Here is an 18974-nt window from a genome sequence, read left to right as displayed (position 1 = left end):
TAGAAAAGATTAAATTCGTGAGGATTATTGTTGCTATTAATGAACAAAAAAATATATTTTAATGTTACCTATAAATTTAAACATATAAATAGATTATATTAATAAATTTTAATTGTAAAAGTTAAGGTTAAATTTTGAGTATTATAGATTATAATAAAACTTTTTTTTTAAAAAGTGTTTCTAAAATTTCCAAGATAAATATTGAATATGGAATTGAAGTTGCTTTTATTGGGTATTCTAATTCAGGAAAATCTAGTGCTATTAATGCTTTAACAAATCAAAAAAAATTAGCTAGATGCAGTAAAACACCTGGTTCTACTCAGCTAATTAATTTTTTTCAAGTTATTAATAATTTTAGAATAGTTGATCTTCCTGGTTATGGTTATGCCAAATGTCCGATATTAATCAAATTAAAGTGGGAGAAATTAATATATAATTATTTAAAAAACAGAAAATTTTTAAAAGGTTTAGTTTTATTAATGGATATTAGAAATCCTTTGAAAGTTTATGATCAAAATATTATTAATATCATTTTAGATCAAAATATACCTGTTTTTATATTATTAACTAAATGTGATAAGCTTACATTAAGCCAGCAAAAAATACAATTTCAAACTGTATATAAAAGATTACAAGTTTTATTAAAAGAATTTCAAATTGAATTTTTTTCATCATCTAAAAAAATTGGAATTCGTAAGCTTCAGTTTCAATTAAATAGTTGGTATAAAAAATATCAATAATTTGTAAATTATAAAATAGATATTTTATAAATATTTTTTTTGTGTAATATTATATTCTTTAATCATATTAGATAATTTATATAAAGAGATTTTTTTTAAAATAATATCATCAGAATTTATACAGATAGGAACATTTATATTTATTTGTGCTAATTTATATGAAAGAAAAGCAGTATCTTTATATATTTTCAGTTGGTTTGAAACATTATTAGCATTTCTTAGAGATAAAAATTTTATTTTTTCAAGATTATTATAAATATTTTGAATATTTGAAAATTTTTGAAGTAAAAATAAAGCAGTTTTTATACCTATTTTAGGAATTCCTGGAATATTATCAGATTTATCTCCCATAAGAGCTAAAAGATCAATAAATTCTTTAGGATAAATACCATATTTTTCTTGTATTTTTTTTGGGGTAATAATTGTATTATTGCTGGTATTGAATATACTAATATTGTTTGTTAAAAGTTGTATCATATCTTTATCGTTACTGATAATTAACACTTGTTCTCCAGATTTTTCTACTTTATGAGCAAAACTTCCAATAATATCATCTGCTTCCACCCCAGGAATACTTAAGGTTTTAATTCCAATCTCTTTTAATATATGAAAAAGAGGTTTTATTTGAATATAAAGTTCGTTAGGCATTTTAGGTCTATTTTTTTTATACTCATTAAATATTTGATTTCTAAATGTTTTTTTAGATGAATCAAACATAACAATAATTTTTTTTGAATTATAGTATTTTGATAAAATGTTTTTTATTGTTTTTAATATTCCATATATTGCTCCATATGGATTTTCTTGATCATTTTTAAAATATTGATAAGTAAAATATGATCGATATAAATATAAAGTACCATCTATTATAATAACTGGTTTTTTTTGTGCGTAATACATTTTTTTCTTATTAGTTGTGAAAAATGTTAATAAAAATATAATGTTAATTGTTCAATTAATTTGAATTAATCGATACTTTACTGTAATTAAATTATATTGTATGAAATTAATTGATATAAAAATTTAATTTTTATTATTTATTGATAATAAAAATTGAATTAATTCTATATATTTTTTTGGAAATTGTTTTTTAAATAACATTTCTAACCTGGAATATTCAATTGTATATCTACCATTGATTAATATAGATGGAACATAATTTACTTGTGTTTTTTTTATGTCATTATCATTTTTTTTGATTAACATTTGTATAACAAAGCTATTCCAAAATTGATTATATTGCTTTATACTTATCCCAGTTTTTTTTAAAAATATATTTTTAATTTTATCAATATTACTTATTGTATGATTTTCTTGAATTTCCTTGAAAATAGGCATAATGATTTTTTCTTCAACTCCTATTTGTTCAGCTATTATCCATATTTTTGTTAAAAATTTTCCAAATTTATCCCCTAAAAAATCAACATGATATGTTTTTATGTTGATATTTTTATTTATATTTTTTTTTATTAAATTTCTTATATGATATGTTTTTTCGAGATTATAACAGTATGGGCATAAAAAAGAAAAAAATTGCATTATTTTAGGAGTATTAGGAATATATTTTTTTCTTATATTATATTCTCTTGTATTAGTGATTTCTAGAGCTAAAGTAGTATAAGAAAAAAGTATACTACACAAAAAAATTAATATTTTTTTCATTTTTATTCCAAATTTACTTTTGACTATTCGGTGATTAATATTATTTCAAATAATTTATTTCAAAAAAATGTTTTGTTACTAAATGAGTGTATCTTAATATTTTTTTAAAAATCAAGATGCATTTAAATAATTTTAATGTTAATAATATATTAAATTATAAAATAACTTTATTTTTTAGTGTTTATTCCTATTTATTCTAATTAAAATAGTATTTTTTTTAAAATTCAATATCTAAATATATTTTTTCTATAAAACTAGATGATTTTATGAATTTTATGACAATAGAAAATATATTTCTAAATTAGAAAAATTAAGAAAATTTATTACAGTGTATAATTAAATTAAAATGAATATTTTTAAAATAAATTATTATAGAAAAGTTGTTTTATACGATTATTTTTGAGTGTTATTACAGATAAATATTTTTTTAAAATATACTTTAAATGAGTATAATTCAAATAATTTTATTAAATTAATTTTTGAAATAAAAAAATAAAATTGTTAAATATTATATTTTTTTAAATGTTAATGTAACTAAATAATTCTATACACTTTAAAATAATAAAAATATCGTACACACTATTACAGTTAATTATTTTGTTTTATTTGTTTAAAAAAATATTTTATACATAATTATCGTATAAAATTTTATTAAAGATTAGATAAAAATTATTAAATCAATATTTTTCAATATATATTTTAGATAAATGTAAAATTGAAAAATTTTATTATTTTTTAAGTTTACAAATCATTGAAATAATTCAGTTAAATAATAATACCTATAACAAAATAATAACTTTTGTAAATTAAAAGCTAAAAGATGACAACAATTAAACATAGTGAAAATGTTAAAAATAATATTAAATTATTATTTGAAGCTTTGAAGTTCGACGATTTATTCGTATTTTAAATTACAATAAAATATTTATATAAAATTTTTTCTAGTAAAATATTAATATTACAATAATTATTATCTTATATTTTCACTTATAATCAATTGTAATAAGTATGCTTAAAAAACTAATTATATATTTAAAAAAAAATATTAAAAATTTTAAAATTGTACAAAAAATAATAATTTTAATGATTCAAAAGTGATATTTAGAGTATTATTAAATTTACAAATCAGTAAAATTTATTTTGATTTTAAATATATATACAGATACAAAATTTTTAAAAACAAAACAACATTTTCTAATTAAAAATGTAAAAAGTTATTTTAAAAAAATTTTAATTTTATTTTTTTGAGATATTAAACAATTTAAGATTATTTATTTGTGTATGTTTATGTATATGTTTGAAAAATTAAAATAAGACTTTTTATAGTGTATTTGAGTTTATATCAATATATTTTTTATGATTTAATAATTTTTATTAAGATAGTTTCATAATTCGTCTTATAGTGTTTAATGATAGTTGAATTATTTAATATGTCAAAATATGAATAAAAATTGCAATTAATTAAATTATAAAATGCAATGGAAGTAAATAAATTATTAATTAATAAACAATTAAAGAGAAGTAAAATATTTATCTGTATTTGTAAAATCTTTTATTTTTAATAGTGGATAAAAATTAATAATTTCTGTAAATTGGTCATAAATTATTTATTGTAATTTAACGAAATTTAGGTATTGAGTGCTATGCAGAATAAAAGTTCTTTTAATTCTATGTTTCCGTTAAGCTTAGAGCAAATAGATTTTTTAAAAGATTTTGAAAAAAATGGTTCTACAATTCAATTTGCTTGGCTTTCAGGTTATTTTTGGAATTTAGCTAATCAAAATTCTTCTAATGTTGAAACAAAAACCAGTACATTTTCTTTAGAGAAAAAAAAAACAAATAACATAATCACAATTTTATCAGCTTCGCAAACTGGTAATGCTCGTCTTCTTTCAGAGCGTCTTCATAAATATTTAAATGATAATAATCAACAAGCTTGTTTAATTAGTTCTTCTGATTATAATTTTAAAAAAATAAAAGATGAAAAATTGTTAATATTAATCATTTCAACTCAAGGTGAAGGTGAGCCTCCTGAAGAAGCATTGTCTTTGTATAAATTTATTATGTCTAAAAGAGCACCAAAATTAGATAATCTCAAATATAGTATATTTTCATTAGGAGATAGTTCTTATGATTTGTTTTGCCAAGCCGGAAAAGATTTTGATAAACGATTTTGTGAATTAGGAGCTACACAATTACTTAATCGATTAGATGCTGATATTGAATATGAAGAAGAGTATGTAAAATGGTCTAAAGAACTGCTCATTTTAATTAATAAAACAGTTACACCTTGCTCATCTTTTTTAAAGAAAAATTTAGTTTCTGATAGTGAAACTAGTGTATATACAAAATACAAACCTGCTATAGCAACTATTTTAAATAATCAAAAAATTACAGGTCGAAATTCAAGTAAAGATATTCGTCATATTGAACTAGATATTAGCAATCTAAATCTTAAGTATACACCTGGTGACGCATTAGGAGTATGGTATCAAAATAACAGCGATTTAGTAAATAAAATATTAAAATTATTATCTATAAATACATCTGATATAGTTACGGTTAAAAATAAAAATAAAAATATTTTTGATGCTTTAAAAAATAATTTTGAATTGACTAATAATACTAAAAATATTGTAAATAAATATACTGATATTACACAGAATAAATTTTTAAAAGAAATTATAGTAGATAATAAAAAATTAGAAAGTTATGTAAAAATAACTCCTTTAGTTCAAATGATTAGTGATTATCCTAGTAAGATCTCTGCTCAAAAATTTGTTAGTATTTTGCGACCTTTAACTCCAAGATTATATTCTATTTCTTCATCGCAATCTGAAAATAATGATGAAATTCATATTACAGTTAGCGTTATAAAAAAAAATATCTCTGGTTATTTACATTTAGGTGGAGCTTCGGGTTATTTATCAGAATTATTAAATATTGGTGATAAACTAAAAATTTTTATCGAAAAAAATGATAATTTTCGATTACCTCAAAATAAACAAACACCAATTATCATGATTGGTTCGGGAACTGGAATAGCTCCGTATCGATCATTTATGCAAGAACGAGATAATGATGGTTCTGTTGGAAGAAACTGGATTTTTTTTGGAAATCAAAATTTTACCGAAGATTTTTTATATCAAATAGAATGGCAAAAATATTTAAAAAAAGGTTTGCTTACTAAAATGACTTTAGCATGGTCAAGAGACCAAAAAGACAAAATATACATACAAGATAAAATAAGAGAGCAGGGAAAAGAAATATGGGAATGGATCAAAGAAAATGCACACATATATATCTGTGGAAATGCTTCTAAAATGGCTAAAGATGTTGAAAAAGCGTTGCTATATGTTATTAGAAAATATGGTAATATGAGTTTAGAAGGTTCAAATGAGTTTGTAAATAATTTACGTTTACAAAAACGTTATCAAAGAGATGTATATTAATGATAAAAAACTTTAAAAAATCATCTTTAACTCTGACTAAAGAAGAGTATATTAAAAAAAATAGTAATTATCTTCGAGGAACTATTGTTGATGATTTAAAAAATGAAGTGACTAATGGTTTTGATGGAGATAATTTTTCATTAATTCGTTTTCATGGTATGTATCAACAAGATGATCGTGATCTTCGTGTAGAACGGAATGAACAAAAATTAGAACCTCGTTATGCTATGATGTTACGCTGCAGACTGCCCGGCGGGGTTATATCCTCTAAGCAATGGTTAAAAATTGATTCTTTTGCTACAAATAATACATTATATAAAACTATCAGATTAACTAATCGTCAAACCTTTCAATTGCATGGTATTTTAAAAAAAAACTTAAAAAATATTCACCAAATATTAAATAAAATGGGTTTAGACTCTTTAGGTACAGCAAATGATGTTAATAGAAATGTTCTTTGTACATCTGACCCTATGGAATCATCAGTTCATCAGGAATGTTATTTATGGGCTCAAAAAATTTCTAATTTTTTATTACCTCAAACAAAAGCATATGCTGAAATTTGGCTAGATCATAAAAAAGTTTTTAGTACTGATCAGGAACCTATTCTTGGTACAACATATTTACCAAGAAAATTTAAAACAACAGTAGTTATACCTCCTGACAACGATGTAGATTTATATGCAAATGATATGAATTTTGTAGCTATTATCGAAAAGAAAAAAATAATTGGTTTTAATGTTTTAATAGGTGGTGGATTGTCTATTGTTCATGGAAATAAAAAAACTTGGCCTTTTCTTGCTCTGGAATTAGGTTATATTTCAATTGATAAAACTTTATCTGTTGCTAAAGCTATAGTTACAACACAACGAGATTGGGGTAATAGAAACGATCGTAAAAATGCTAAAACTAGATATACTATAGACAACATAGGATTAGATGTATTTAAAAAAGAAGTCGAAACAAGAGCAAATATAACTTTTGAATTGATTCGTCCTTATTCATTTACCACTAGAGGAGATAAAATCGGTTGGAAAAAAGATATTAACAATAACTGGAGTTTAACAATATTTGTACAGAACGGACGTGTATGTGATAATAAAGATCAATTATTAAAGTCGGGATTGTTAAAAATTGCAAATATTCATAATGGAAAATTTAGAATTACATCAAATCAAAATATCATTATATCAGAAATACTAAGCGAAAATAAAAGTAAAATTGAAAAAATTGCAATAGCTTATGGATTAATTAAAAAAATTAGTAAATTACGTGAAAATTCAATGGCTTGTGTTTCTTTCCCGACTTGTCCGTTAGCAATGGCAGAAGCAGAGCGTATGTTGTCGATGTTTATTACTAAAGTAGAAAATATCATGTTAAAATATGGTGTAGAAAAAGAAGTGATTATTTTACGTGTATCAGGATGTCCTAATGGTTGCGGAAGATCTTTATTAGCCGAAATTGGTTTAATTGGAAAAGCTATAGGTAAATATAATTTATACATAGGTGGAAATAGAATTGGGAGTAGAATTCCAAAAATATACCAAGAAAATATTACAGAAAAAGAAATTTTAGTTCATTTGGAATTTTTAATAAAAAATTGGTCTATTTATCGAAAAGAAAATGAAGATTTTGGTGATTTTGTTATTAGAAAAAAAATTGTAAAAGAAATTATTAATCCTATTCATGATTTTTGGAGTTAATAACGAAAAATGTCTTATTTTGATTGTAAAAATATTAATCTTATAGATTGTAAAAAAAAAAGAATTTTTGTCTGAATCTAATATGTTAATATCAAAATATTCAGCGGAAGAACGTATATCTTGGGCATTAAAAATATTACCTAGTATACATATAATATCTTCTAGTTTTGGTATTCAGTCAGTTGTTTTATTGCATCTTGTAGTTAAGCAGAATCCTAAAATTCCAGTTATATTAATTGATACAGGTTATTTATTTCCTCAAACATATCATTTTATTGATAAAATTAAAACAAAATTAAATTTAAATTTAAAAGTTTTTCGATCAAAGATTTCACCAGCATGGCAAGAAGCAAGATATGGGAAATTATGGGAGCAAGGAATCAAAGGAATTGATTTATATAATAAAATTAACAAAATCAAACCAATGAAATTAGCTTTTCAAGAGCTATCAGTAAAGACATGGTTTTCAGGGCTTCGTCATCAACAATCTAAGAGTAGAAGTAATTTATCGTATGTTTCTATTCAAAATGGAGTATTTAAAATTCTACCGATTTTAGATTGGTCTAATCATGAAATTTATAAATATATTAAAGACAATAATTTAGATAATCATCCTTTATTAAAAGAAGGTTATGTATCTGTAGGAGATATACATACCACTAAAAAATATGAGCCTGGTATGTTTGAAGAAGAAACACGATTTTTTGGTTTAAAACGTGAATGTGGATTGCATAATAACAATAAAGAATAAACTTTAAAATTTATATAAATTTTTCATTATATTTATGGATTTAACGTGGATTATTTACCTATTTTTTTAGATTTAAAATATAAAAATATACTGGTAATCGGTGCTGGTGATGTTGCTTTTAATAAAATAAAGTTATTATTAAGTGCACATGCAGTAATTAATATTATTTCAAAAAATTTATGCTCAGAAATTAAATCTTTATTATCTCAAAAAAAAGTTTTTTGGATTTCTCAAAAATTTAAAACATCTTATTTAAAAAATGTTTTTTTAGTCATTGCAGCTACTAATAACACTGAATTAAATAAAAAAATTTTTAAAAAATGTAGTGAATTTAAAATATTAGTGAATGTAGTAGATGACCAATCAAAATGTTCGTTTATTTTTCCCTCTATTATAAATCGTTCTCCTATATTAATAGCTATTTCATCATGTGGAACAGCACCAGTACTACTTCGGTTATTACGTCAAAAAATTGAAGCAATGTTTCCAAAAAGATTTGGAAATGTTGCTAAAATTGCCGGACAATTTCGTTCCATAATTAAAAAACGTTTTTCTAATTTGTTAGAAAGAAAACGTTTTTGGGAAAAATTATTTAATAGTGTTTTTGTTCAAAATATTATTAATGGAAAAGAAAAAGAAGCTATTTGCAATTTAGAAAAAATGATTGATAAACCTGATGCATTAATAGGGGAAATTATTTTAGTTGGAGCTGGTCCTGGGAATAGTGATTTATTAACTTTGAGAGCCTTGCAAGTTATGCAAGAAGCAGATGTGGTTTTATATGATAACTTAATTTCTCAAGATATATTAAACCTTATTCGTAGAGATGCAAAATGTATTTATGTAGGAAAGCGAGCTGGAATAAAAAGTATTACACAAGAAAAAATAATAAAATTATTAATTTTTTTAGCTAAACAAGGTAAAAAAGTTGTTCGTTTAAAAGGAGGAGATTCTTTTATATTTGGTCGAGGAGGTGAGGAATTAGAGGCCGCAAAAAATGCAAATATTAATATTCAAGTTATCCCTGGAATTACAGCTGGAATCGGTGCATCCGCTTATTCTGGTATACCATTAACTCATCGTAATTATGCAGAAGGAGTGGTATTTATTACAGGTTACAAATGTATGAAAAATATTAAAAATAATTGGCCTATATTGTCCGATTCTTCTTATACATTAGTGATTTATATGGCACGTTTACAAGCTTTAGAAATTTCTAAACAACTTATTTTACATGGTCGTTTAAAATCTACTCCTATCGCAATTATTAGCCAAGGTACTACTATAAATCAAGAAGTAATTATAGGACGATTGGATGAAATTGACAAAATATTTAAACTAATTGTTAGTCCATCTTTATTAATTATAGGAAACGTAGTTGCATTACATAAAAAACTAGAATGGTTTAAAGATTTTTCTAATACTCAAAATATTAAAAATATTTCTTCAATAATATAAGAAAACATAATGTTTAAAAAAAATATTACTCATTTACGTCAATTAGAAGCAGAAAGTATTTATATAATAAGAGAAGTAATAGCAGAATTTGAAAACCCTGTTATGCTTTATTCTATTGGTAAAGATTCTTCTGTTATGTTACATCTTGCAAAAAAATCTTTCTATCCTGGACGTTTACCATTTCCACTTCTACATGTAGATACTGGATGGAAGTTTAAAGAAATGTATACTTTTAGAGATTATATTTCTCAAAGTGATAATTTAGAATTAATTATACATCGTAATACAAAAGGGCAATCATTAGATTTAGATCCTTTTAAAGATAATAGTTCAAAATATACTGATATAATGAAAACAGATGCATTAAAAGAAGCAATTAATAAATATAAGTTTGATGCTGCATTTGGGGGAGCTAGAAGAGATGAAGAAAAATCTCGTTCTAAAGAACGTATTTATTCATTTCGAGATTCTCTCCATCAGTGGGATCCCAAAAAACAACGCCCAGAATTATGGTGGAATTACAATAGCCAAATAAATAAAGGAGAAAATATTCGTGTTTTTCCACTATCAAATTGGACTGAATTAGATGTTTGGCAATATATTTTTTTAGAGAAAATTGAAATCGTTCCTTTATATTTTGCAGCTATACGTCCAGTCTTAGAAAGAAATGGAGTTCTTTTAGTAATCAATGATGAACGTATAAAAATTAATATGAATGAAAAAATTACTCATAAAATGGTTAGATTTAGAACATTAGGTTGTTGGCCTTTGACTAGTGCTATTGAATCGACCGCTCAAACTCTCGAAGATGTAATTAAAGAGACACTTATTACTAAAACTAGCGAAAGAACAGGTAGATCTATTGATTATGATCAAAAAAATTCAATGGAATCTAAAAAAAGACAGGGTTATTTTTAATAAGTATACTGAATATAGGTTGAATTTAAAAATGAATACTAATGTTAATATAAAAAATATTAATTCATTCGATTTTTTTAAAAATTGGATATATTCAAATGAAAAAAAAACTTTATTAAAATTTTTGACATGCGGTAGTGTAGATGATGGAAAAAGCACTTTAATTGGTCGTTTATTGCATGATACTAAACAAATTTATGATGATCAATTATCTTCGTTAAAGCAAGATAGTAAACGGCATGGCACACAAGGAGAAAATCTTGATCTTGCTCTTATAGTTGATGGATTGCAATCAGAAAGAGAACAAGGAATTACTATTGATGTGGCATATCGTTATTTTTCAACTGATAAACGTAAATTTATTATAGCTGATACACCGGGTCATGAACAATATACTCGTAATATGGTTACCGGAGCTTCTACTTGTGATCTGTCTGTTATTTTAATTGATGTAAAAAAAGGATTATCAGAACAAACTTGTCGACATAGTTTTATATCTTCTTTACTCGGCATTAAATATTTAGTAGTTGCTGTTAATAAGATGGATTTAGTTAATTATAGTGAAAAAATGTTTTTAAGTATAAAAAAAAATTTTCTTTTGTTTTCTCTTAAACTTCCTAAAAATTTAAAAATTTTTTTTGTTCCTATATCTGCTTTAACAGGTGAAAATATTGTTTTTTCAAGTCAATTTATGCCTTGGTATAAAAGTTATACATTGTTAAAACTTTTAGAAACGATAGATATTAAAAATAATATTTGCTCAAAAGAAGTAAGATTTCCAATTCAGTATGTAAATCGTCCAAATTCAAATTTTCGTGGTTATTCGGGTACTTTATTTTCCGGTACTATTAAAGTGGGTCAGTTAATAAAAATATTACCTATTAATATCAATTCTTGCGTTTCACGTATTTTAATGTTTCATCAAGATTTAGAGGTCGCAAATGCTGGTGAAGCAATTACAATAGTTTTAAAAGACAATATAGATATTAGTCGAGGTGATTTTTTTGTAAATATCAACTCTGATTTACAACCCTCTCAAGAGGCTATTGTTGATGTTGTTTGGATGTCTGAAGATCCGTTAAAAGTAGGACAATCATATAATATAAAATTATCAGGGAAAAAAACACGTGCTTATATTAAAGAAATTTTATTTCAAATAAATGTGAATACTCTAATTAAAAATAAATCTAATTCATTACTATTAAATAGTATTGGAAGAATTAAAATTATGTTTAGTAAACCTATGTTGTTTGATGATTATAAAAAAAATAAATTTACAGGGAATTTAATTTTTATTGATTTTTTAAAAAATACCACAGTAGGAGCAGGTATGATTAGAAAATCTTCAAAAAATAAAAATATTATTTTTAAAAATAATATGAAAGATTTTGAATTAGATTTGTATAATTTAATTATAAAATATTTTCCGAATTGGAATATACAAAATAAATTATAGGCTTAATTGAAATGAATAATAACTTTTCAAACAATGTTGTTTTTCAAAAATATGACATTAACCGTATAATACGAGAAACTAAAAATGGTTACAAATCTAAAGTAATATGGTTTACAGGAATATCAGGATCAGGTAAATCTACGATTTCTAATATATTAGAAAAAATATTATTTAAACATAATATTAATACTTATGTATTAGATGGAGATAATGTGAGATCTGGATTATGTTCAGATTTAACTTTTTCTTCTTGTGATCGAAATGAAAATATTCGACGTATTTCAGAAGTGTCTAAATTAATGTTAGATGCAGGTATTATGGTTTTAGTTTCTGTTATTTCTCCATATAAACAGCAAAGGTTAATAGCTTCTAAGATTATAGGAAAAGATAATTTTATCGAAGTTTTTATTGATACTCCTATTAATATTTGTGAGGATCGTGATCCTAAAGGATTATATAAAAAATCTCGTTCTAATGAAATATGTAATTTCACCGGTATAAACTCTGTATATGAAGCACCAGAAAAACCTGATATTTATTTAGATGGTACAATTTCTTTGGAAGAAAACGTTAAAAATTTAATCCAGCAGTTATATATAAATAATATTATATTTTTTTCTACATATTCATAAAATATTTTAATTTTATAAAAAATTATTTAGAGTAACGATATGAGAATATTGAAAATATTTTTATTTTTATTGTTTATTTGGTTGCAATATTCTCTTTGGGTTGGAAAAAATGGTATTTTAGATTATATAAAAATTTATAAAAAAATTATAATTCAAAAAAAAACAAATAAAGATCTTGAAGTAGAAAATAATAAACTACTTCTAGAAATTCAAAATTTAAATGATAAAATTAAAGATTAAAATTTTTAATTAATACATAGTATCATTAGGTATAAAATGAGATTTCGGAATAACTTTAAACCGAAAATTGTAGCTATTGTACCGGCTGCAGGAATAGGTAAGAGAATGTTGTTAGATATTCCCAAACAATATATAAAAATTAAAAATCGTACTATTCTTGAATATACTTTAACTACATTATTATCGCATCCTAGTATAGTTCAAGTCATTGTTAGCTTAAATAAAAGAGATAAATATTTTCATAAATTGTCTATAGCGTCTAATATACGAATTACATCTGTAATTGGTGGTAATAAAAGAATTTATTCGGTGTTATCAGGATTAGTTCTACCAATAAATGCCGATTGGGTAATAGTTCATGATGCTGTTCGGCCTTGTTTGAGTTATAAGGATTTAGAAAAATTAATTTCTATCATTGGAAAAACTAAAGTAGGTGGTATTTTAGCGCGACCAACATGCGATACTATAAAATATGTTTCTCATAATACTAAAAAAATATCACATACTATTTCTCGAAAAAAATTATGGAATGCTTTAACTCCTCAATTATTTCCAACAAATTTGTTGCGATTTTGCTTATCAAAAATTATTCGAGATAATATTGATATAACAGATGAATCGTCGGCTTTAGAATATTGTGGATATAATCCGTTGATTATTTTGGGTAGTTATAAAAATATTAAAATTACTTTTCCTGAAGATCTCATTTATGCTGAAATTTACCTTGATGAATTATCTAACGATTAGAAGGACTTATTATATCATGAGAATTGGATATGGTTTTGATTTGCATGCATTTGGAAGTTTAAAACCACTAGTTATTGGAGGTGTGAATATTCCTAATCATACAGGATTAATTGCTCATTCTAATGGTGATGTATTAATACATTCGTTAATAGATGCGTTATTAGGAGCTGTGGCAATGGGAGATATCGGAACCTTTTTTCCAAGTACAAAAAAAGAATATAAAGATATTGATAGTAGGATTTTATTAAAATATATTTGGGAAAAAATTTATTTAAAAAATTATTATATATCTAACGTAGATAGCACTATTATCGCTGAAAGCCCAAAGATGTTATCTTATATTTTGTTAATGAGAACCAATTTAGCAAATGATTTAAAGACTGAAATAAATAATATTAGCATTAAATCTACAAGTTCTAAGCAAATAGGATGTATTGGAAGAAAAGAAGGTATTGCATGCCAATCAATTGTAATGTTATTCAAATATAAAAAAAATATTTAGAATGATTTCGTTTAAAGTAATATATGCTATATATGTTTAAATGTAATTTAATAAAAAATATTTAGTAACATTTGTTGTTTATATAATAAAATGGTGTAATTTAATGAAATTTAATGTTTTTAAAAATAAATTATTTTTATTAATTTTTATTTTATTTATTTATAATGACGATATATTTGCGAATGATATATTTAGATATAAAAAAAATATTTATTTTAGCAATCAAAAAATTTTAAGTTGTAAAAATAACTTAAAAAAAAACATGAAAAAAAATATTGTTTATTTTTTCAAAAAAATCAAAAAAATTCTAAAATATATTCAGTCATTATTGATAACATAGATTATATTGGACTTTTAAAGGATAAAATTTTTCATTTATTTTATATTGTAAAAAAAAATGACACTTTATATTCTATTTCAAAACGTCTTCATTATAATTTTAATAGACTATTGTCACAGAATAGTTTTCATAAACCTTATAAAATATTAGTTGGTCAAAAAATATTAGTAAACGATATTTTAGTTGTTAATAAAAATAAAATAAATTATATAATTTTTAGTAATAGCAATAAAAAAAATATTTTATCTACAATTTGTGTAAATAAACAAATAAATATTATCAATCTTTTAAATAAAAATATATTATTTAAAGAGATATGTTTGTTTTACAATAAAAATTATCACGAAAAAAATAATATTATTATTAAAAAACACATTTTTTCTGAACATTGGTTTTGGCCCGTAAAAAACACACGTATGAGTTTTTTTTATAATTATTCTGCTAATAATCAAGGCTTAGAAATAGAAGGAGTTCAGGGGCAATCTGTTTTTTCAGTTGCAAAGGGAAAAGTAGTTTATATTGGTGACACTTTTAAAAATTATGGAAAATTAATTATTATTAAACATGCTAATAATTATTTAAGTATGTATGGATTTAATAAAAATATTTTTATTAAATTAAATGACCAAGTATCTGAAAATCAAAAAATATCTACTATTGGATGTTTAGATAATCATTTGTCAAAATTGTATTTTGAAATAAGATTTAAAGGAAATCCAATTAATTTGTTAAAATTATTTCCAAATATAAAATTAAAACAGCATTAAAATTTAATTTTCAAAAAATATATAAATATAACAAATACTATTATATTTAAAAATGTAAATTTTCCAAAACATTATCTAATAAATATGTCTAAAAAATTAATATAATAAATTGTAGTAATGTAAAAATTATTATTTTATCGTATTTATAAAGACGTAACCAATTAAATTACTATTGAACTTATAGCACTTAAACAATAAAAAATTTTATTATTGAAGCGTTAAATTAAAAAGTTTAAGGTGATCTAAAAACTTAATTTTTATTAAGATTTTATATTATTTCAATTAAATAAAATTTTATTTTAGATATATTTAAAAACTAAAAGCTATGTAAAATAAATTTAAATATATTTTTTTTTATTTCAATATTTTAATTTATTACTTCACTTTTATTGCTCAATAAAAATTAATATTTTACTAATATAATGGTTTTTATACACTTTAAAAATTTTATTAGTTAGATAATTCATAATATTTTAATTTATCAATTAATTAATAAAATTAAATTTATTGAGAAACAGGTATATTTATTTGAATACCTGATTCTCTTTCAAAAATTTTATAATGTTGAAAAAGATGATTTTACTTTTCTTAAATTATAGAAAGGTGCGTTTTTTGTGCCTAAATTTTCTTCAATTCTAATTAGTTGGTTATATTTTGATGTTCTGTCAGAACGACACATAGATCCTGTTTTAATTTGACCAGATGCTGTTCCTACTGCTAGATCAGCTATTATAGCATCTTCAGTTTCACCAGAACGATGAGAAATAATAGTACTATAATTAGCTTTTTTTGCCATTTTTATAGTTTCAATTGTTTCTGTTAATGTTCCTATTTGATTTAACTTGATTAGAATAGCGTTTCCTGCTTCTTTTTGAATTCCCTTTTTTAAAAGTTTTATATTTGTTGCAAACAAATCATCTCCTACTAATTGTATATTATTTCCTAAAATTTTAGTTTGATATGAAAACCCTTCCCAATCAGATTCATTTTGACCATCTTCAATAGAAATAATGGGATATTTTTTACATAATTTTTGTAAATAATGAGTAAACTCTGTTGAATTAAATTCTTTCTTTTCCCCTTTAAATTGATATTTTTTATTATTTTTGTTATATAATTCAGAAGCAGCACAATCTATAGCTAATGTGATATCTCTTCCTAACTTATATTTAGTTCTATGTATTGTGTCTTGAATTATATTTAAAGCTTCTTCATTAGATTTTAAATTAGGAGCGTAACCACCTTCATCACCTACTGCGGTGCTCATCCCTTTCTCTTTAAGTAAATTTCCTAATGTATGAAATATTTCCGCTCCCATACGTATTGCTTCTTTGATTGATTTTGCACTAATAGGTTGTATCATAAATTCTTGAAGATCAATGTTGTTATTTGCATGTACTCCCCCATTAATAACATTAATCATTGGTAGTGGCATAGAAAAAATACCTGATGAATTGTTTAATTCCGATATATATTGATATACAGGCATTCTTTTAGAAGATGCAACTGCTTTTGCAACAGCTAAAGATACAGATAAAATAGAATTAGAACCTAAATTGGATTTATTTTTAGTACCATCTAAATTAATCATAATTTGATCAATGTAATTTTGATCGTCAGCGTTTTTATTGATTAAGGCATGGCGAATATCTTTATTAATTAATTTAACTGCCTTTAATACACCTTTTCCCATAAAACGATTTTTATCTTGATCACGCAATTCTAAAGCTTCTAAGGATCCAGTAGAAGCTCCAGAAGGCACAGATGCCAAACCAATAGACCCTCCTGTTAAATGAACTTCAGTTTCTACTGTAGGGTTTCCTCTAGAATCTAGAATTTCACGTCCTATAATATTTGTTATTTTAAACATTTTTTACCTTCGTATATTTAGCATTTTTGTATTGTTTTGCTGATTTTATAAAATCAATAAATAGTGGATGTCCATCACGGGGAGTAGAAGTAAATTCAGGATGAAATTGACAACCAAGAAACCAGGGATGATTTGGTATTTCTATAATTTCAACCACATTGTTGTTTTTTGAGCGACCTGCAATTTTAAGTCCAAATTTTTCAATTTTTTTTAACAAAATATTATTTACTTCATACCGATGTCGATGCCTCTCTAAAATAACATCTTTTTTATATAATTTGTGGGATAAACTATTAGAAGTTAATTTACAAGGTTGGCTACCTAGTTTCATAGTACCTCCTAAATTAGAATTTTTTCTTTGTTTATGTTTCATGACATATTTTATGTTATTACTTTGTTTTTTAATTAAATCAATGATAGGAAACTTACATTGAGGGTCGAATTCGGTAGAGTTTGCATCTTTAATACCTATTACATTTTGTACAAATTCTATAATTGCTATTTGCATGCCTAAACAGATTCCAAAATATGGAATATTATTTTCTCTAGCGTATTTTACTGATAATATTTTTCCTATAATACCTCGATCTCCAAAACCTCCAGGTATTAAAATACCATTAAGATTTTGTAAAGATTGAAAATTTTTATCTTCTATTTCTTGGGCATCAATTAGTTTTATGTTTACTTGAATTTTATTTTTTAGACCCGCGTGTTTCAGCGCTTCTATAACTGATTTATATGCATCAGGTAATTTGATATACTTACCAATAATACCAATAGTAATTACATGATGAGAATTTTTCTCTTCATAAATAACTTTTTCCCATTCTTTCAAATTAGCTTCAGGAACATTTAACTTAAAATATTTACAAATGTAGTTATCTAGTTTTTGGTTTTTTAATAGTTTTGGAATTGTATAAATGGAACTAACGTCTTTTAATGATATCACTGCATTAACTGGAACATTGCAAAAAAGAGCTATTTTTTTTCTTTCATTTATTGGTATATCTTTTGTCGATCTACAAATTAAAATATCTGGTTGTATTCCAATAGATAGTAATTCTTTTACAGAATGTTGTGTAGGTTTGGTTTTTACTTCACCAGCTGTTTCAATATAAGGTACAAGAGTCAAATGTATATAAATTACATTTTTTCTTCCAATATCAACTGCTATTTGTCGAATTGCTTCTAGAAATGGTAAAGATTCAATATCCCCAACTGTTCCACCTACTTCGACAAGTATAACATCACTTTTTTCCGAGCATAATATAATTCTTTCCTTAATAGCATTAGTAATGTGAGGTATCACTTGAATAGTAGCACCTAAATAATCCCCTCTTCTTTCTTTTTTTAATACTTCAGAGTAAATACTACCTGTTGTAAAATTGTTTAAATATGTCATTTTTGTCCGAATAAATCGTTCATAATGCCCCAAGTCCAAATCAGTTTCAGCTCCATCCTCAGTGACAAATACTTCTCCGTGTTGTGTAGGACTCATAGTTCCAGGATCTACATTAATATACGGATCTAACTTCATAATAGTTATTTTTAGATCTCTAGCTTCTAATATAGCGCCTAAAGAAGCTGCTGCAATACCCTTTCCTAAAGATGAAACAACACCACCAGTAATAAAAATATAATTTTTAGTCATTCTAAATGTAAAAATATTAGTTGAAATATAAAGGTAAATTTAAAGATTAAAATCTTTAATTAAATTATATTAATCAAACAAATTA

General features: G+C 23.7%; 15 protein-coding genes and 1 pseudogene. 12 read left to right on the top strand and 4 right to left on the bottom strand.

From position 1 onward, the window contains the following. Positions 1-134 precede the first annotated feature (134 nt). Positions 135-740 (top strand): ribosome biogenesis GTP-binding protein YihA/YsxC, encoded by a 606-nt coding sequence (yihA, locus tag RJT32_RS02170; protein WP_343154106.1) that lies wholly within the window; start codon positions 135-137, stop codon positions 738-740. A gap of 24 nt (positions 741-764) precedes the next feature. Here the strand turns inward: yihA and RJT32_RS02165 are convergent, their stop codons facing one another. Further along, positions 765-1640: a 5'-3' exonuclease gene (locus RJT32_RS02165; protein WP_343154105.1), complete on the bottom strand. Its 876-nt coding sequence runs from the start codon at positions 1638-1640 to the stop codon at positions 765-767. Positions 1641-1763: 123 nt separating this feature from the next. Next, the gene (locus RJT32_RS02160; RefSeq protein WP_343154104.1) at positions 1764-2402 is read right to left on the bottom strand and encodes a thioredoxin domain-containing protein; all 639 of its coding nucleotides are present in this window, start codon (positions 2400-2402) and stop codon (positions 1764-1766) included. A 1643-nt stretch (positions 2403-4045) separates the two neighbouring features. Between RJT32_RS02160 and RJT32_RS02155 the strand changes: the two genes are divergently transcribed. The 11 genes and pseudogenes from RJT32_RS02155 to RJT32_RS02105 all read left to right on the top strand — a co-directional run bounded on the left by RJT32_RS02155 (position 4046) and on the right by RJT32_RS02105 (position 15368). Continuing rightward, positions 4046-5854 carry an assimilatory sulfite reductase (NADPH) flavoprotein subunit gene (locus tag RJT32_RS02155; RefSeq protein ID WP_343154103.1) on the top strand — a complete coding sequence of 603 codons (1809 nt, stop codon included), beginning with the start codon at positions 4046-4048 and terminating at the stop codon, positions 5852-5854. Beyond that, positions 5854-7557, top strand: coding sequence for an assimilatory sulfite reductase (NADPH) hemoprotein subunit (gene cysI / locus RJT32_RS02150; RefSeq protein ID WP_343154102.1), 1704 nt, complete (start codon positions 5854-5856; stop codon positions 7555-7557). The genes RJT32_RS02155 and cysI overlap by 1 nt, the downstream gene beginning before the upstream one ends. A gap of 9 nt (positions 7558-7566) precedes the next feature. Continuing rightward, positions 7567-8308: pseudogene (locus RJT32_RS02145) on the top strand (phosphoadenylyl-sulfate reductase). A 45-nt stretch (positions 8309-8353) separates the two neighbouring features. Continuing rightward, complete coding sequence (gene cysG, locus RJT32_RS02140) at positions 8354-9766, top strand: siroheme synthase CysG (RefSeq protein ID WP_343154101.1); 1413 nt, start codon at positions 8354-8356, stop codon at positions 9764-9766. Between the two features lie 9 nt (positions 9767-9775). Beyond that, the gene (gene cysD, locus RJT32_RS02135; RefSeq protein WP_343154100.1) at positions 9776-10684 is read left to right on the top strand and encodes a sulfate adenylyltransferase subunit CysD; all 909 of its coding nucleotides are present in this window, start codon (positions 9776-9778) and stop codon (positions 10682-10684) included. A 31-nt stretch (positions 10685-10715) separates the two neighbouring features. Beyond that, complete coding sequence (gene cysN / locus RJT32_RS02130) at positions 10716-12140, top strand: sulfate adenylyltransferase subunit CysN (RefSeq protein ID WP_343154534.1); 1425 nt, start codon at positions 10716-10718, stop codon at positions 12138-12140. Positions 12141-12151: 11 nt separating this feature from the next. Continuing rightward, positions 12152-12772: an adenylyl-sulfate kinase gene (gene cysC, locus RJT32_RS02125; protein ID WP_343154099.1), complete on the top strand. Its 621-nt coding sequence runs from the start codon at positions 12152-12154 to the stop codon at positions 12770-12772. 39 nt (positions 12773-12811) lie between these two features. Continuing rightward, entirely contained in the window at positions 12812-13012 is a 201-nt protein-coding gene (locus tag RJT32_RS02120) for a septum formation initiator family protein (RefSeq protein ID WP_343154098.1), read from the top strand. Positions 13013-13048: 36 nt separating this feature from the next. Next, the gene (gene ispD / locus RJT32_RS02115; protein ID WP_343154097.1) at positions 13049-13759 is read left to right on the top strand and encodes a 2-C-methyl-D-erythritol 4-phosphate cytidylyltransferase; all 711 of its coding nucleotides are present in this window, start codon (positions 13049-13051) and stop codon (positions 13757-13759) included. A gap of 16 nt (positions 13760-13775) precedes the next feature. Next, complete coding sequence (ispF, locus tag RJT32_RS02110) at positions 13776-14261, top strand: 2-C-methyl-D-erythritol 2,4-cyclodiphosphate synthase (protein ID WP_343154533.1); 486 nt, start codon at positions 13776-13778, stop codon at positions 14259-14261. Positions 14262-14711: 450 nt separating this feature from the next. After that, positions 14712-15368 (top strand): murein hydrolase activator EnvC family protein, encoded by a 657-nt coding sequence (locus RJT32_RS02105; protein WP_428994345.1) that lies wholly within the window; start codon positions 14712-14714, stop codon positions 15366-15368. Between the two features lie 556 nt (positions 15369-15924). Here the strand turns inward: RJT32_RS02105 and eno are convergent. Both eno and RJT32_RS02095 read right to left on the bottom strand, forming a co-directional pair. Further along, positions 15925-17238: a phosphopyruvate hydratase gene (eno, locus tag RJT32_RS02100; RefSeq protein WP_343154096.1), complete on the bottom strand. Its 1314-nt coding sequence runs from the start codon at positions 17236-17238 to the stop codon at positions 15925-15927. Beyond that, entirely contained in the window at positions 17231-18889 is a 1659-nt protein-coding gene (locus RJT32_RS02095; protein ID WP_343154095.1) for a CTP synthase, read from the bottom strand. Before RJT32_RS02095 ends, eno begins: the two co-directional genes overlap by 8 nt. Between the last annotated feature and the right edge of the window lie 85 nt (positions 18890-18974).

It is taken from the genome of Buchnera aphidicola (Aphis aurantii) (assembly GCF_039388985.1).
GTDB lineage: Bacteria > Pseudomonadota > Gammaproteobacteria > Enterobacterales > Enterobacteriaceae > Buchnera > Buchnera aphidicola_BL.
Note: the sequence above shows the minus strand (reverse complement) of the source record. Positions and strands in the feature narration are given on the sequence as shown.

Coding starts and splice junctions, on each gene's coding strand:
- RJT32_RS02165 (WP_343154105.1), bottom strand. CDS start 1,640: ATGTATTACGCACAAAAAAAACCAGTTATTATAATAGATGGTACTTTA.
- RJT32_RS02160 (WP_343154104.1), bottom strand. CDS start 2,402: ATGAAAAAAATATTAATTTTTTTGTGTAGTATACTTTTTTCTTATACT.
- RJT32_RS02155 (WP_343154103.1), top strand. CDS start 4,046: ATGCAGAATAAAAGTTCTTTTAATTCTATGTTTCCGTTAAGCTTAGAG.
- cysI (WP_343154102.1), top strand. CDS start 5,854: ATGATAAAAAACTTTAAAAAATCATCTTTAACTCTGACTAAAGAAGAG.
- cysD (WP_343154100.1), top strand. CDS start 9,776: ATGTTTAAAAAAAATATTACTCATTTACGTCAATTAGAAGCAGAAAGT.
- cysN (WP_343154534.1), top strand. CDS start 10,716: ATGAATACTAATGTTAATATAAAAAATATTAATTCATTCGATTTTTTT.
- cysC (WP_343154099.1), top strand. CDS start 12,152: ATGAATAATAACTTTTCAAACAATGTTGTTTTTCAAAAATATGACATT.
- RJT32_RS02120 (WP_343154098.1), top strand. CDS start 12,812: ATGAGAATATTGAAAATATTTTTATTTTTATTGTTTATTTGGTTGCAA.
- ispD (WP_343154097.1), top strand. CDS start 13,049: ATGAGATTTCGGAATAACTTTAAACCGAAAATTGTAGCTATTGTACCG.
- ispF (WP_343154533.1), top strand. CDS start 13,776: ATGAGAATTGGATATGGTTTTGATTTGCATGCATTTGGAAGTTTAAAA.
- eno (WP_343154096.1), bottom strand. CDS start 17,238: ATGTTTAAAATAACAAATATTATAGGACGTGAAATTCTAGATTCTAGA.
- RJT32_RS02095 (WP_343154095.1), bottom strand. CDS start 18,889: ATGACTAAAAATTATATTTTTATTACTGGTGGTGTTGTTTCATCTTTA.